Source organism: Desulfobotulus pelophilus (assembly GCF_026155325.1).
Taxonomy (GTDB): Bacteria; Desulfobacterota; Desulfobacteria; order Desulfobacterales; family ASO4-4; genus Desulfobotulus; species Desulfobotulus pelophilus.
Genome location: NZ_JAPFPW010000021.1, coordinates 1 through 14,747, shown reverse-complemented (window position 1 = coordinate 14,747; position 14,747 = coordinate 1). Strand labels below are relative to the sequence as shown.

At 42.4% G+C, this 14,747-nt stretch carries 14 protein-coding genes and 1 pseudogene; all 15 read right to left on the bottom strand.

Annotation, left to right across the window (positions count from 1 at the left end; translation table 11 throughout):
• Positions 1-52 precede the first annotated feature (52 nt).
• Positions 53-1,330: an outer membrane beta-barrel protein gene (locus OOT00_RS13870; protein ID WP_265425989.1), complete on the bottom strand. Its 1,278-nt coding sequence runs from the start codon at positions 1,328-1,330 to the stop codon at positions 53-55.
• A 76-nt stretch (positions 1,331-1,406) separates the two neighbouring features.
• Positions 1,407-1,967, bottom strand: coding sequence for a hypothetical protein (locus OOT00_RS13865; RefSeq protein WP_265425988.1), 561 nt, complete (start codon positions 1,965-1,967; stop codon positions 1,407-1,409).
• Between the two features lie 16 nt (positions 1,968-1,983).
• Positions 1,984-3,423, bottom strand: a complete 1,440-nt coding sequence (locus tag OOT00_RS13860; protein ID WP_265425986.1) for a sugar transferase — start codon at positions 3,421-3,423, stop codon at positions 1,984-1,986.
• A gap of 291 nt (positions 3,424-3,714) precedes the next feature.
• Positions 3,715-4,557, bottom strand: coding sequence for a UTP--glucose-1-phosphate uridylyltransferase GalU (gene galU / locus OOT00_RS13855; protein ID WP_265425984.1), 843 nt, complete (start codon positions 4,555-4,557; stop codon positions 3,715-3,717).
• Positions 4,558-4,646: 89 nt separating this feature from the next.
• Positions 4,647-5,024, bottom strand: a complete 378-nt coding sequence (locus OOT00_RS13850) for a PilZ domain-containing protein (protein WP_265425983.1) — start codon at positions 5,022-5,024, stop codon at positions 4,647-4,649.
• 201 nt (positions 5,025-5,225) lie between these two features.
• Positions 5,226-6,314: a non-hydrolyzing UDP-N-acetylglucosamine 2-epimerase gene (gene wecB / locus OOT00_RS13845; RefSeq protein ID WP_265425982.1), complete on the bottom strand. Its 1,089-nt coding sequence runs from the start codon at positions 6,312-6,314 to the stop codon at positions 5,226-5,228.
• A gap of 39 nt (positions 6,315-6,353) precedes the next feature.
• Positions 6,354-7,208, bottom strand: coding sequence for a hypothetical protein (locus OOT00_RS13840; RefSeq protein ID WP_265425981.1), 855 nt, complete (start codon positions 7,206-7,208; stop codon positions 6,354-6,356).
• Positions 7,208-8,230, bottom strand: coding sequence for a Gfo/Idh/MocA family protein (locus tag OOT00_RS13835; RefSeq protein WP_265425980.1), 1,023 nt, complete (start codon positions 8,228-8,230; stop codon positions 7,208-7,210). Before OOT00_RS13835 ends, OOT00_RS13840 begins: the two co-directional genes overlap by 1 nt.
• A 1-nt stretch (position 8,231) precedes the next feature.
• Positions 8,232-9,245, bottom strand: coding sequence for a DUF354 domain-containing protein (locus OOT00_RS13830; RefSeq protein WP_265425979.1), 1,014 nt, complete (start codon positions 9,243-9,245; stop codon positions 8,232-8,234).
• Positions 9,246-9,261: 16 nt separating this feature from the next.
• Entirely contained in the window at positions 9,262-10,413 is a 1,152-nt protein-coding gene (locus OOT00_RS13825) for a glycoside hydrolase family 88 protein (RefSeq protein WP_265425978.1), read from the bottom strand.
• Positions 10,414-10,415: 2 nt separating this feature from the next.
• Entirely contained in the window at positions 10,416-11,483 is a 1,068-nt protein-coding gene (locus OOT00_RS13820; RefSeq protein WP_265425977.1) for a polysaccharide deacetylase family protein, read from the bottom strand.
• Positions 11,484-12,524 (bottom strand): glycosyltransferase family 4 protein, encoded by a 1,041-nt coding sequence (locus OOT00_RS13815; protein WP_265425976.1) that lies wholly within the window; start codon positions 12,522-12,524, stop codon positions 11,484-11,486.
• A 128-nt stretch (positions 12,525-12,652) separates the two neighbouring features.
• A complete protein-coding gene (locus OOT00_RS13810; protein WP_265425975.1) occupies positions 12,653-13,321 on the bottom strand; it encodes a GNAT family N-acetyltransferase in 669 nt (222 codons plus the stop codon).
• A 31-nt stretch (positions 13,322-13,352) separates the two neighbouring features.
• Positions 13,353-14,414, bottom strand: a complete 1,062-nt coding sequence (locus tag OOT00_RS13805) for a hypothetical protein (RefSeq protein WP_265425974.1) — start codon at positions 14,412-14,414, stop codon at positions 13,353-13,355.
• Positions 14,415-14,536: 122 nt separating this feature from the next.
• A pseudogene (locus tag OOT00_RS13800) lies at positions 14,537-14,747 on the bottom strand (IS3 family transposase); the annotation flags it as partial.

Below are 14,747 nucleotides of genomic sequence, written 5' to 3'. Positions count from 1 at the left end.
GCCTGCCGCAGAACGTGCGGCAAGCCGGATCATTCATAACCCTCACGGCATTTTAAAAACGCCCGATTACGGTCAGGGTAAAGGTATTGGTGTCATATTCCAGATCATTCCTGTCGGAAGTTCTTTTTACATAGGAGTACCCGCCTTCTATGGCCAGCCAGTTATTGAAACTGTATTCGCAGGAAGGATTGAAACGATAGGTATCGTTTTCAAGGGTAATTCCGGAATAATCATCCGCACTCCAGCCCAGGCGAACCTTGCCGGTGATGCGCGGTGTAAACTCTTGGCGATAGGCCAGGTTGATTCTTTCAGAAATATAATAACTGGCTTCCTTAAAGTTTGTTTCATAAAATCGCCGGGATGCTTCCAGCATAATCTGGGATCTTGTGGTTATGTTGTGGACCAGCTGAAGCTCCATAAAAAGGGCCGTATCATCCTTGCCTCCATCCAGACTTTTTTCCACCTGACCAATCTTAAAGCGACCACGGGATTTGGCTGTCATGCGCCATGCCAGATTCAGAGCATACCGCTGTTCATCACTGTCTCTACGGAAATGGGTACCGGGGTTCTCCAGCAGCTTATCATAATCCACCCAGACCTTCTGGTATTCCATGGAAAGCTCGGTTTTCGGGCTGAACTTGTAACCCGCTGCCATGGACCAGGCCATGTCCGTACGGTTTCTAAAGTCTGATTCCGTGCGGTCATATTCCAGATTATAACCGGATGCCGTGCCCCTTACAAAAAGTTTGGGAGAAAAATCGTAGCGAACAATAAAATCATAAAGCATGTCCTCATACTCATCCAGATACCGGTTACCCACCTCTCCCCTGGCTTCACTGGCCTTGGCATATTTGGCTGCCAGATCAAGGGTGAGCCCTCCGGGAGCATTGTACTGCACAGCACCTTTCACATTGTGGCTGGTAAAATTTTCATCACTGTTATCCGCATAAAACTCCGCCTTGGGGTTATACACCAGGTAGGCAAGGTAGCGGTCCGTGGAATCTACCCGTTCTCTGGAGAAACCAAGCCCCCCCGGTGCTGCCGTATCCGGTGAAAGAGCCACATCCACCCGCCGGGTTCCCGGCAATGCAAGGGCGATGGAAGGTGAAAAAATAAAGGATGTGTCAGCTTCCTTATTATTTTTAGAATTATACAGGTTATCCGTATACTGAAAACCCAGGGCCACGGCAGAATGCACATTCCGCCGCTGCATGCCCAATACATCACCGGAGATGCCATCACCGGAAACACCCGGAAAACGACCTTCTTCCGCCATAACGGGCAGCACAAAGATAAAGGCCAGAAGACCTGTTATCATTAACTTTTTCATCCCAGCTTCCTTCCCCAATAAATCCAGCCGTTGATTGTAAGGCCCTTGCCCTCATGCCTCAGCAGGCAAAACGCACTCAGAATGCCGAGGGCGATGCCTCAATATTACCACCGGAACCAAAACCCACTTCACCCATGACAAGATCTCCAAAACCAAGCCCCGGTTCATCCCCAAACCCAAGGCCCTGCTCTCCACCGGGTGCTCCTTCGCCCATTCCCATATCGCCATAAAACCGTGCAAAGTTCATGGCTACCTCATTGCTGCTGGGGGCACGGACCACACCAGCGGCCACAGCAGACTCAATATTGGAAGCGGCCAGAGACGTCACCGCAACCGCATCCACGCCCGCTCCAAAGTCTGAGTTCAGAAGGCCTGCAAGAACAGCGGTGGAATCCATACCCATGCTTTCCGTAATCACAACAACCTTGGCAAGAATATAGACCTTATCGAACCCCAGCTGCGAAGAAAGCTGGCACACGTCCTCCAATGGCACACCATCCTGAATGGCATTGATAAGGGCTGCATCATAGCCTTCCGTCTGCACCGTGTTAAAAAAATTTTGCTGCCAGGTTTCCGCCGCCCAAACCGGTACGGCAACCAAAAAACACACGGCCAGTATGACGATAAACTGTTTCATAACTACCTCCCTTGTTTTATCTCCCCGCACCCAACAGCACGGACTTAATGGTTTTCATCACCAGCTTCATATCCAGCCACAAGGACCAGTTATCGATATATTCCAGATCCATCCGCATCCAGTCGTCAAACCGGATATCATTTCTTCCGGGCGCGATCTGCCAGATGCAGGTAAGCCCCGGCTTCATGGATAAGCGTCTGCGCTGCCACACGGAATATTCGCCTACCTCTGAGGGCAAAGGCGGACGTGGCCCAACAAGGCTCATTTCTCCCTTCAGCACATTCATAATCTGGGGCAATTCATCCAAGCTGGTTTTTCTCAGAAAGGTTCCTACCCATGGAATAATTCGCGGATCGTTTTTGATCTTGAAAGCCGGTCCATCCGCCTCATTGAGGTCTTTCAACTGATCCAGCATGGCATCCGCATCCATCACCATGGTCCGAAACTTATAGACCTCAAATACCCTGCCGTGCAGTCCTATCCGTTTTTGTTTATAGAAAACCGGGCCCGGCGAACAAATTCGGATGGCTGCCCCGATCAGCACAAAAAGGGGCAGCAAAAAGATAAAGGCCAGAACACAGAATATGTAATCAATGGCCGTTTTATACATCAGTAACCTGTCATTACCGGTGATCATGTGCAGGGCAATACTGGGAGTTCCCAGAAAGGACTCAAATCGTATGGTTGCCGTATCCGGTTTATACATAAGATAATGAAGCTGCCAGTCCGGGATGATACGGCACTTTACTCCCATATCCTCTGCCATGACAATCAGCTCATCCGCGTTGTCTATTTTTTTCAGGGGCATGGCAAAAACCAGCTCATCCACCACCTGGGTTTCCAAAATGTTTTTCAGCTCATCTACGTGGGCCGTCACATGAATGGAACCGGCAACCCAGACACCCAGCCGGTCGCGGTCTGTTTCCAGACACCCGCAGATCCTGTACCCTTTCTCCGCCTTATCCAGAATGGAACGCATGAAGATGGCTGCCCTTGTCCTGCTGCCAACCACCAGTATATTTTTATAATTATATCCGTTTGATCGCACAGATGCCAGCATGCGAAATACGGCAACCTTAGAAAAGGTCAGAAGGGTCAGGTTCACAGACACAAAAAGAAGAATCAGTGCCCGGCTCAACCCCTCTATTTTCAAGAGATAGATCGCAAGAGAAAACACCATAAGCGAAACAAAAACAGATTTATAAAGACGCAGGAGAATTTCTGCGATATTCTGATTCCTGAAAGGTGCATACACCCGGTTCCAATCGAAGACAAAATACCATATCACAAGAATAAACAGCACTACGAGCCTGTAATCCGGCTCCTGAGACAGGCCTCCCAAGCCAAAAAATCCGTTCTTTTTAATCCCGTAGGCAATCAAAAACGAAAACGCCGTTAAAACGAGATCCGCAAGCCTGTGAAAGCTGTTCAAGGTATCGGAATTTTCACGCAGCATAAGCCAGCACCCTCACTTCCAGGCTACGACAAAAAAACAACACACGGCGAAAGCTCTCCCAAAGGCATTACAGGCACAGGCGACCAACAAACCGCCAGCACAGGATGTATACATCAAACAGGACAGATGCCGTTTCAGGGCTATAGAAAACCATTCAGAAGTTTTTATTGTACGCAAACGAACCTTTTCAGCGCACTTTTTACATTGATTACCATGACGATAATGCAAAAGAAGGCAGCATGTCAATCATAAAATCAGAATAATGGGAGGCAGGAAAAACTACCAGAAAAACTAGCCGTGTCCGTTCGGCCGACAGGAACAAAATCTTTCATAACAATAGTTGGTTGCGGCAATAAAGCCGTCTACGGTTCCGCAGTCAAATCGTTTTCCCTTAAACTTGTACGCAAGCACACACCCCGTTTTCGCCTGCTGCAGCAGGGCGTCTGTGATCTGTATTTCACCATTTTTACCGGGTGGGGTCTGTTCCAGGATATCGAAAATATCCGGCGTAAGAATATAGCGACCGATGATGGCAAGATTGCTGGGGGCTTTGCCCGGCTCCGGCTTTTCTATCATATCTTCCACACACACAAGGGAGTTGGTAAGTGCCTTCCCCGCAATAACACCATATTTATGGGTTTCATCCGCCGGCACTTCCTCCACGGCCACAATGGAGCACCGGAACTGCCTGTACAGCCCAACCATCTGGGCCAGCACGCCTTCTTCCGGATGAATACAGAGATCATCCGCCAGTACCACGGCAAAGGGGTTATCCCCAACCAGGGCGCGGCCTGTTAATATGGCATGCCCCAGCCCCTTCATTTCCCGCTGACGGATATAGGTAAAGTTGGCTTTCTCAATAACAGCACGAATACCGGCCAAAAGGTCTTCCTTGCTGGTGCCGGAGATCTGGTGCTCCAGCTCATAATTCATATCAAAATGATCCAGAATGGCATTTTTACCCCGCCCCGTCACAATACACATATCCACCATACCGGCCTGCAGTGCTTCTTCAACACCGTACTCAATGAGCGGCTTGTTGACAACGGGCATCATTTCTTTGGGCATGGCTTTGGTTGCGGGAAGAAAACGGGTTCCGTACCCAGCAGCCGGAAACAGACACTTCTGAATCATGAGCAACCTTTCTTTGTTATAGCAAACAGTACGCAAAAGAGAACAGGAGAACTCCGGCTCCACAACTCCGGACCCCTTAGCAGCGTGAATCAATAGCTTCTGTAGCAGGCAAGGAAGGCCGTATCTTCAGGAGCAAGATCGCACAGCGCGATGGATACCCTGCGCATGGGTATGCTGCATGCCGGGCTCTGTGGCTTCATGGGCATATCCGCCACTACACGATATTGAGAAGAAGGAATGCTCAGATACAGATCCTCACAACTCAACTCCAGATAAGCATCATCGTAATAGGGCAGAGGGGGCCATTCAATATTTTCCATATAGGAAAAGGCAAGCCCTATATCGCTGATATCCAGCACCTGCCCTATGCGAACCGGTTTTGCGTTCAAAACGGCAATGGCTTTGTGCTTAGCCTCAAAACGCGGAGCCCGCCGCCTTTCCACGCCAGACGATCCAGCTTCGGTCATGTCTTTACCCTTTCTCTATCTCAAAAATTGGAAGGGATACAGCAATTCAAACGCTACCTTATTTTACAACAAAAAATTATAAACCAAATCACAATGAAGTATTTTTATCATGTTATGTTAAAAGCACAACCCTATTTTTGAACACTTCTTTTTTCGAAAACTCACCCCGGCAACCAAAAGACCAGCACACAAAAATACGACCTATACCTTATGCTCAAACAAAACATCCACAATCCTCTCCGCAGCCCTGCCATCCCACAAGGCAGGAATCCGGCCTTTTTTTATCCGGCCTTCCTTCATATCCTGCCATGCCTTAAGAATATCTTCCGTTTTACTACCCACAAGCAGATTGGTTCCCTCCTCAATTGTGACAGGTCGCTCCGTGTTATCCCGCAAGGTGAAACAGGGTACCCCAAGGCCTGTGGTTTCTTCCTGAAGACCGCCGCTATCCGTAAACACCGCCTTTGCATCCTTCCACAGATACAAGGATTCCTTAAAGCCCAAAGGAGGAACCTGTTCTATGCGCTCCGAAACCCTTATACCAAAGGCATCCAGCTGCTTTCTTGTTCTGGGATGCACGGGAAAAATAAAGGGCGTTTCCTCTGCAATCTCATTCAGGGCATCAAAAATGCCCTGCAAAACCGCCTTGTCATCCACATTGGAAGGCCGGTGCAGGGTCATGAAAAAATATTCCGGATACTTTTCCTTAAATTCCTTACCCAAAAAACCCGGCAGATCTCCAAGCCGTTCTTTCTGATAGAGAAGATTATCAATCATCACATGGCCCACAAAATGGATGGCAGACAGGGGCTTGCCTTCCCTGACAAGATTGTCATCCGCCGCTTTTTCCGTGGTAAAAAAATAATCCGTGATGGCATCGGTGACCATGCGGTTGATTTCTTCGGGCATGGAAAGATCAAAGCTTCTCAGACCTGCCTCTATGTGCGCCACTTTGATTTCAAGCTTTTTGGCCACAATGGAGGCCGCCATGGTGGAGTTCACATCGCCCACCACAAGCACAAGACCCGGCGTTTCCGCAAGGCAGACATCTTCAAAAGCAGACATGATGGCGGCTGTCTGTTTTGCATGGCTGGCAGAACCCACATTCAGAAAATAACCCGGCCTTGGAATTTCAAGATCCTTGAAAAAGGCCTCGGACATTTCATAATCATAATGCTGGCCGGTATGGACCAGAATAAAATCCAAGGTATCATGACGCTGAATCTCTCGGATCAGGGGAGCAATTTTCATAAAATTGGGCCTGGCACCGGCTATAATGCAGATTTTCATTTTGATTACAAATCCTTATATCGTCATAGTATTATTGCATTATAGGTACTGCTCTATAAGCAGCTTGGTATCCAAAATATGTTCTTTTGTCGATGAACCAAAAAGCACAGAATCTACCCCTTCAAGGCTTCCAATAAACTCCATTGCTTCTTTAGGCCTCAAGGCACCTGCTGCCAAGACCTGCATGGCAATGGCATGGAACTCTTTTTCAGCCAGATATGTTTTATATTGTTCTATACCGCCCGACATCCTAAAGTTTATTTTATTGATGGAAGAACAAATAACAGGATTGCTGATACCCCTGGATTCAAGAACATCGTACAGCATCGGCATATTCATAGTAATAAATCCAGCCCTGACCTTATATCTGTTTTCGACATAACGAACAAAGGCTTCAAAAAAATCGAACATACCAAGACCAAGCAAAAGATCCGTCACAACATTTTGCAAAAAGACAGCCTCTACAGTGACTCCCTTAAAAATCGAAAGTTCCGCATCTATTAGAATTTCCATTATTTTCTCAAAATCTTTTCTAGCTAAGGCAACCCCCCCCTTTGAAATTGACTGAACAATATTTCCTTTTAAATATTTCTTTAAAGTACCAAAAATGCCCATAGCTGCAACGGAATTAGCATATTTATGGGCATAAGGAAGGCAGGGGTTAATTTTAAAATCTTTATACTGATCCGAATTAATCCGGACATGGTCACAAATCTGTTCTACGCTTTCATAGGTTGTCACCATAAAAGTCTTGATTCCCATATCATTTACATCATCAAGAACTCTCAATATATTCTTTATATCTTTAAATTTTTTCATCTGCTGCCTGGCTTTTTCCTCCGACAGATGATTGACACCAAAAAACTGGTTATCACCAAAAATAACTTTATCCATCAAGCTTTCCCCCCTGCCCCGTCATTTTGCAGCATTGAAATAACCTTGTCCGTTTTTAAAGAGTTCTTAAAAGAATTCACCCCTGCCGAATTCTTCTCAACAACTCTTTTGACAAAGCAATCAATCTGTGCGGAATATTCTTCACCTCTTAAATTAAACCATACAGGCTCCGTCTGATCCGTTATCCAAAAACTATTCCAACCTTTTTCAAATTTACCGCATGGTGATTGATCCTTTAAATACACCTGACATTCCTGAGCATCGGAAACAATTTTCCCTCTCTTCCCAAGAATTTCTATCTTTGTAGTCATTTTCCGGTACGTTTCTTCACTCCAGTTTACGGAAAGCTGGCCCGTCATGCCATTTGCATAGAAAAGATTCGAATAAACAGCATCTTCTACTTTTTTAGAGTACACTTTTTTTAAAATCGTACCAGAAACCTTTTCTGGCATATCAACCATGTAAATCATTAAATCAACGACATGTGCCGCATAGTCAAGAAGACACCCCCCCCCTTCCTTCGGGTCAGAGCGCCACGTTTCACCTTCCTCATTTATAACCACTGGACCATAGGCAGATCCATTAATATGATAGACATCGCCAATAAGTGCTGCATCAAGAAATCTCTTAACTGCCTGAAACGTACCTATAAACTTATTATGATATCCAACTTGAGTCACAAGCCCCCTGGCCTCAGCAAGTTCAGAAACTTCCTCAGAATCTTCATGGGAAAGAGTTAATGGTTTTTCACAAAAAACGTTGATATTATTCTGTAACGCAAATAGAATTATTTCTTTATGAAATTTAGAAGGCGTCGAAATAAAAAGACAGTCAAGCTTATTTTCTTTAATCATTTTTTTATAATCAGTATAACAACTGAAGTCTGTATATTTTTTTATTCCAGACAATAAAAAACCTGAAGTATCACAAACTGCGAGAGAGCCAATATCAGAATGCGCTCTCAAAATGGCACAATGGGACAGTCCCATTTTTCCTATACCTACCACCCCCGCCTTAAGCATATTAAACGTCTCCTTTATTCAAAATTATTTTTATTATAAGCATTTCTGCTTCTTTCCCTTTTGCTAAAAGCTTAAAATTCTTATCTTCTTTATATTCAGCAATAAACGATTGAAAAAAATCAATGTCAAGCGATGTCTTATGCAACAGCATTTTGTTTTTCAAAAGATAACTATCCACTTCCAACATGGCACCGTGGTAAACGGATATTGTTGGAATGCCCGCTACGGCCATTTCTCTGGACATAGTCCCGCCAGCACCAATAAACACATCACATATTTCTATTATTTTTTTTATTGGCAAGGGTTTATCCAGAACATAAATTCCATAAAACTTTTCCTGCTCATAATACTGTTTCTGGAATAAATCCCTTGGAGAAATCACAACATCAAAAATATCCTTAAGCTTGATAAGAAAAGCATCCAAATCAGAGGTATCACCATGATAGTACTGGGCTGTCCTAGGCTCTGGCCTAAAAAAGACTACTTTTCTGCCGTTCTTTTTTGCCTTATTGCGATTGGACACTAATCGCCAAAGATAAATCCCTTCTTTCAAGCCAGGGTATTTCGTCACTTTTCCTGGAAAGGCGAGCTGCTTTTTTACCGTCTGCATGCTTAAATATTCAGGGATCAGTATTTTATTCGCAAAAAGAAATGACGGTATGTTGCCCCACGCATGCTCATTATCGTTCATGTATATGACAGGCACACCCATTAATCTTGCAGCTATTGGCTGCTGAAACGAACTTTGCCCTATGGCAACATCAGGCCTTTTTCTTTTAATAAAGGATATCAGATTTAAAACACGGATAGGAAAACCCCAAATTTTCTTAAATAGACTTTTGCCATAATGCGAACCGACTATTTCAAATTTTAGCTCGTGCAGTTTTAAAAGATCTATAGTATTGGCAAGATCCCTACATGTTATCATCACTTCATGATCTTTTTCTAATTCCTTCATGATATTGATAAAAAGATTGATATGTGGTGAGTTTGTTATTTCAAACCAAATCTTCATTCTAACACCTATCATTTCATGTTATTGTCTTTCTACGAAGATACTCAGTCAAAGAATGAAAGGCCCAAGCCTGTGTCCAGCGCATATAGGAAATCCGGTTCATCCAATGGCGGTTTTTCTGAAAATAAAACCAACCTTCTCCACTATAAAGATGCCTTACTGTCCAACGGAGTATTCCTTCCGTCAGGTCACGATATTCTTCACCTTCACCGGAAAAAAAGACGATGGCCTGGGCAGGGGCATGGACATCTATGGGATACACCTGATTGTGGAAGTACTTGGGCGTTCCATCTTCCAGAAAAAAATTACTAGCGTAATAATCCACCCCTTTATTATAAGCTTCCCGGTAGCTTTCTCCGTGACCTTCCTGAATAAACCAACGAAGGGCCTGGAGATTAAAGCCCGTATGAAAGGAATCTATCCATTTTTCTGAAAATGTATCCGCATAATACCATGAACCATCCTCACGCTGATGTTTCATGGAATAGGAAAGGGCAGAAAGGGCGGCAACCTTCACCTCTTCTTCTCTGCAATGGGCATAAAGGCGGATGAGAAGGGATGCGCCGAGCATGTTGGCATTATGCACCACAGCGGTATCCACTGGCGTATAGGAAAAGCAGAAACTGTCCTCATCCAGACGGGTGCGCTTAAGATCCTTCAGCATGAAATGCCTTATGGAAAGAGCTTTTTCCAGATAAGTCTTTTCACCAAAGGTTTCATAGGCATCCAGAAGGGCATGACCGATAAAGGATGTATTTACTATGGTGGGAGTACCCTTGGGCCTGAAAAAAGTACGAGACTGCCAGTCAAAATTATAACCCCAGCAGCTACCAGAATATCCTTGAGATTCCAAAGCTTCCAGCCTTGAGAAGAGATAGCCCATCTCTTCTTTATATTCCTTCTTTGGATCCATGCGGTGAAGCTTGGTATAGCCCCACAGAAACAAACCGATGCCTTTGGGGTTTTCACCCTTTTGAATACCCAGAAGCGGACGGATGTTTATGGGAGAACGCCGGACAAGCTGGGTTGCGATGATACGCAGATACTTGTTTTTAAAAGTCAGACGCTGGATAAGTGGGCTGTTCAGGGCATCGTAGGGGTCATGGCCTGCGTAGCTGTAGGAGCGGCAATAGTCAGAAAGTTCTGTTACTAACTCTTTAATTTCCATTTTCATCCATTATAAATCGGGTAAACACTTTCATAGAACGTGGCAAAACGAACAAGGCTCATATTTTTTACTTCATAAAGAAACCTGTCAAAATTTTTGTCATTCCAGAAATCCTTATTGTGCCCATTAACCACAAGTATTTCTGATTCATGTTCTTTTTTCACAATATCTACCATGACAGACGCTGAAAGCTTACAAAAATCAAAAACATGGGTATGCTCACCAAAGAATCTATCCCGCAAAGAGTTTATTGGCGGTGTGCTTTGAAACTTATTTATTTTTAAATGAGGGTCTTTTTTTTCTATGGTTCTGCGTTTAAGGGTAGAAAAAAGCTTAGGGAATGTGAAGTTTTTATAATAAGGAGCAGCAAAGGAATAAACTGGAAACTCAAGAACCCCTTTACCCTTTTCACCCTTAACAGCCACATCATCCAGCCCTGTCCACCAATAATTACAGCAACTTTCTGCGGTTCTATAATCCAGTTCCCATGGTTCTGTTATATGCAGCCCCTTAACCACAGAACTATCCGCCCATAAACCGGCATGGCGCATGGCTTGAATTACTAAAGAAGCAGGCTGCACATAATAACCTCCCGCACGAAAAATCCGGCACTCATAGGAAGGCTTAATTGGTTTGAGCATATCGTCAAGGGTCTTGCGTCCAATATACAAAGCACCAAGAATAGATAAAGGGTCTTCCTCACTACCATAGCCATTTGGCAAATCCGCAATTCGGTAATGCTGCATATTTAAATGCCATAATCCATCATGCAATTCAGCTCCCATCCACTGTGGATGTATATGAAGCTGAACATCATGCCCCCTGCGTATTGCATCCTTGGCCTGTTCCTCCATCAAAAATGCCGGATCATACCCAAAGGCCCTCTTTTTTTTTAAAGAAGCCGCTTTAAAAGCAAGATATTCTGCAACTTCAAACATGATAGTCAATTTAGCTTCATGCCGGTCACAGATATCCAAAATACGACGGGTAGGCTCAATAACCATGGTGCGGACATCACCGCCGCCGTTACCAAGAATTTCATAATCAAGGCTAATTATCAATTCTAACATTTATGACAATCGCTTACATTCAGATGATTTAGGTATGTTTTCGCCAAGAAGGTTTTCGTATCTTTTTTCAATTCTTTTGCCGACTACCGCAGAATAAAATTTTTCTTTTGCCAGCCTAGCATTGTTCCGTGCAATCGAGTGAAAAAGACACCTGTTTTCTAATAATTTAATTACAAACGAAGAAAAAATCTCAGGATCTTTAGAATAAGTCATAAATCCATTGATTCCATCAGACAAAACGCTTGGAATACCGCCTACAGATCTTGAAATGACAGGCATTCCATAAGCCATTACCTCAAGCATAGATATCGGCATACCTTCAAAATAAGTTGGAAATAGAAATACATCCCCCCGCATAAAAACCCGATGCTTATCTCGCCCAGAAACAAACCCTGCAAAAGTAACATTTTGAATTTTTTTTCCTGACACATATAGTTTAATCTTTGCAAGCTCATTCCCGTCTCCAGCAACAGTCAGAGCAACATCAAAACCCTTTGATTTTAAAATAGTATAGGCATCAATAGCCTCATAAATACCTTTCGTTTTTTCTATACGGGATAAAAAAAGGATATTAATTGTTTTTTTATCAAAAAGATTATCAATCTTTTTTTTAATCTCTGCATCTACAATAAAAGATTCATCCAACATCGTAGTTTCTACCGAAATTTCTTTATTTATGCCAATTTTCAACAACTTTTCTGAAAACTGTTCCGATAAAACGACCAAAAGATCCGAATAATTATAAACCTTTAAAAAAAGAAACTTTCTTAACCTGCAGGTACTGATTTTCTCAAACTCTCGATCATCCCACCCATGAATAAATACAAGGATTTTTTTTCTAAAAATCTTAGACATTAAAATAAAAATACCATCCCTTAATATAGCTCTTTGATTCATAGATGGATTTGCATGCACTATATCAGCACCTTGAAAAACCAGCCTAAATGGGAACAACAGCATAAAAAAAAGAAGTCTTATTCTAACAACCTTTTCATTCCATCTTGTTAAAGGTTCATCAGCAAGAAAAGATTCTTTATTCATACTATTATAATTCAAGACCTTGAACTTGCTATCATCAAATTGTTTCAGTAACATCTTGACATAAACGGTTACCCCTCCGATCCTCAAGGATTCAAAAGATCTAGTAAAAATGATTCTTATCATGACAATTATATGACTTTCTCTGAAAAAGGTTTATCAGAAGCTGCAAAATCAATAATGTTCTTTTTTTGGGATCCTGCAGTAACAAGCCCTATCAATTTAAATTTATTCTTAACCAATAAAACACGAACGGTGGCCATATTTTCAATATTTGACGACCCATAGGCTTTTTGAATCCCTTGCACTCTCAAAAAACAAAGTATCTGTTTCATTAGCAAATCATACAGCCCCTTTTTTCTATGTTCTGTTACCGTAAAAAATGGCCCTATGAAAACTTCTTGAGAATCCAGGTAGAGAGTACCAGCTGGACCGAGATTATCATAAAAATCAAAGTGAACCCACGCATACGCGGCAATCTTATTGTTGCGCAAGACAAAAAAAAGAATAGATTTTTTTTCAAACCATTCTCTCAGAGGCAATTGCTTTAACTTATCAGGTATCTCATAATCATTACAGGCATCTACCGTGTTTACTATAGACAAGGAAAAATTTAAGCAAAGCAAATTATTCTGTTCAGTCGGGATTAAATCTTTATCTTGGAAGTCGTAAACAAAAAAAAATGTATGAGATGGACGCATACCCATTTGAAATAAAATGAAATTTATAATATTTTTTAAAAAATTCAGAAGCCCTTCATCTTTAATACTTATAAAAGCTCTTTTCAAAAAAAAAACCATTCCTCCTCCCTCCTTCGCCAAAATTATAATTTTATTTTTTTAGCCTTTTAAAAAATTGAAAAAGAAAAGGCTTAAAGTCTTTAACATCATATATATCCTTGATTGAATCAATAAAGTATTCCCTGAAGTACATTCTCAGGTTATTAAGAGACATTTCTTTTGAGTGCCATATTGCCCTTATATCCCTTATAATATTAATCCAAACTTTTTTGCTATTAAACTTTTCTGAACTATTTCCCAAGATTTTATGTGAAAAGGATGGCATTAAAAATTTAATCCAACCACACGCCCTTGGATTAACTTCTATCAAATAATACTTCTGATCCAGAGAAGAAATTCTATATTCAATTTCAACAAAACCATCAAATCTGAGATCTTCAAGAATTCGCCTCGATACATCAATTACAATCCTATGCTCATTACCCAGCAGGACCACACAACTAGAAATACCGATTGGATACTGGCGCTTTTGACAAACAAGAGCATCTATTTTTTTTGTGCCATTTTCATAATAACCACAATAACTTACATTTGAACTCCTCTCTGCTTCAATGTATTCTTGAAAAATCAAACCGTCAATATATCGATATTTTGTTAAATCTTTATGGGATTCTATTGTCGCTGTTTTAAATGAAGTTACTCTATTCGTTCTATTCCACTTTGCTATAACTGGGAAATGCCAATTTATACTATCGTTTAATGTATATGACTTTGGACAGGCGATAACTCCATAGACACTAAAATACTTATATGTTTCTGCCTTATCTCTTAGCAAGATGGCTGCATTTAAAGGAGGAGAAATATTATATATATCAAACAATTCAACGAGACTATCAATGATATAATTCAACATAATGTCACTTGTTATATGGATTTTACACCCACTGCGTGCAAATCGGCTCAAAACCATAGGCACTTCACTACAGTGATGTATAACCACAACTTTACCATATCTAGAATAAATACCTACATCTTCGGGGAACCCGACAGCAACAACGCTAAAACCGGATCTTGCATATGCTCTCAAAAGCGCTAATCCTTGAGGTGACAAACCCAAAACCACAATTTGCATCAATTTCGTATTAAAATACATTGCGATGGCCTCATTATAAAATCATATCCAAAACACAACCTCTAGGGTCGGTCGTCAATAGCGGACACCAAAATATTTAAGCCGCCTGCTGCGCTTTGAAAAATTGTTTCTCATGGGCTGCAGGAGAGAGATAACCAAGCCTCCTCTGCCGTAGGAATGTACGTTGATATCCGTTACCCAGACCTGATTCGGTGCCTCCGCTACAAAACTCTGCTCCAAAAGGTTTTCGGCAATCGGCAGCTTGTGGTTTGAATCGTGGTTGCCTTGAATTTTTTAACCTGTTTGCAGCGAAGCCCCAGGTTCCTGCGGATCCGCTTGATCCGGTGAACCCCG

What these genes read in the sequence shown, in the direction of transcription:
- OOT00_RS13825 (WP_265425978.1), bottom strand. Translation starts at nt 10,413, where the DNA reads ATGGAAATTAAAGAGTTAGTAACAGAACTTTCTGACTATTGCCGCTCC.
- OOT00_RS13850 (WP_265425983.1), bottom strand. Translation starts at nt 5,024, where the DNA reads ATGACCGAAGCTGGATCGTCTGGCGTGGAAAGGCGGCGGGCTCCGCGT.
- galU (WP_265425984.1), bottom strand. Translation starts at nt 4,557, where the DNA reads ATGATTCAGAAGTGTCTGTTTCCGGCTGCTGGGTACGGAACCCGTTTT.
- OOT00_RS13865 (WP_265425988.1), bottom strand. Translation starts at nt 1,967, where the DNA reads ATGAAACAGTTTATCGTCATACTGGCCGTGTGTTTTTTGGTTGCCGTA.
- OOT00_RS13810 (WP_265425975.1), bottom strand. Translation starts at nt 13,321, where the DNA reads ATGGTTTTTTTTTTGAAAAGAGCTTTTATAAGTATTAAAGATGAAGGG.
- OOT00_RS13820 (WP_265425977.1), bottom strand. Translation starts at nt 11,483, where the DNA reads ATGTTAGAATTGATAATTAGCCTTGATTATGAAATTCTTGGTAACGGC.
- OOT00_RS13805 (WP_265425974.1), bottom strand. Translation starts at nt 14,414, where the DNA reads ATGTATTTTAATACGAAATTGATGCAAATTGTGGTTTTGGGTTTGTCA.
- OOT00_RS13815 (WP_265425976.1), bottom strand. Translation starts at nt 12,524, where the DNA reads ATGAATAAAGAATCTTTTCTTGCTGATGAACCTTTAACAAGATGGAAT.
- OOT00_RS13860 (WP_265425986.1), bottom strand. Translation starts at nt 3,423, where the DNA reads ATGCTGCGTGAAAATTCCGATACCTTGAACAGCTTTCACAGGCTTGCG.
- wecB (WP_265425982.1), bottom strand. Translation starts at nt 6,314, where the DNA reads ATGAAAATCTGCATTATAGCCGGTGCCAGGCCCAATTTTATGAAAATT.
- OOT00_RS13840 (WP_265425981.1), bottom strand. Translation starts at nt 7,208, where the DNA reads ATGGATAAAGTTATTTTTGGTGATAACCAGTTTTTTGGTGTCAATCAT.
- OOT00_RS13870 (WP_265425989.1), bottom strand. Translation starts at nt 1,330, where the DNA reads ATGAAAAAGTTAATGATAACAGGTCTTCTGGCCTTTATCTTTGTGCTG.
- OOT00_RS13835 (WP_265425980.1), bottom strand. Translation starts at nt 8,230, where the DNA reads ATGCTTAAGGCGGGGGTGGTAGGTATAGGAAAAATGGGACTGTCCCAT.
- OOT00_RS13830 (WP_265425979.1), bottom strand. Translation starts at nt 9,245, where the DNA reads ATGAAGATTTGGTTTGAAATAACAAACTCACCACATATCAATCTTTTT.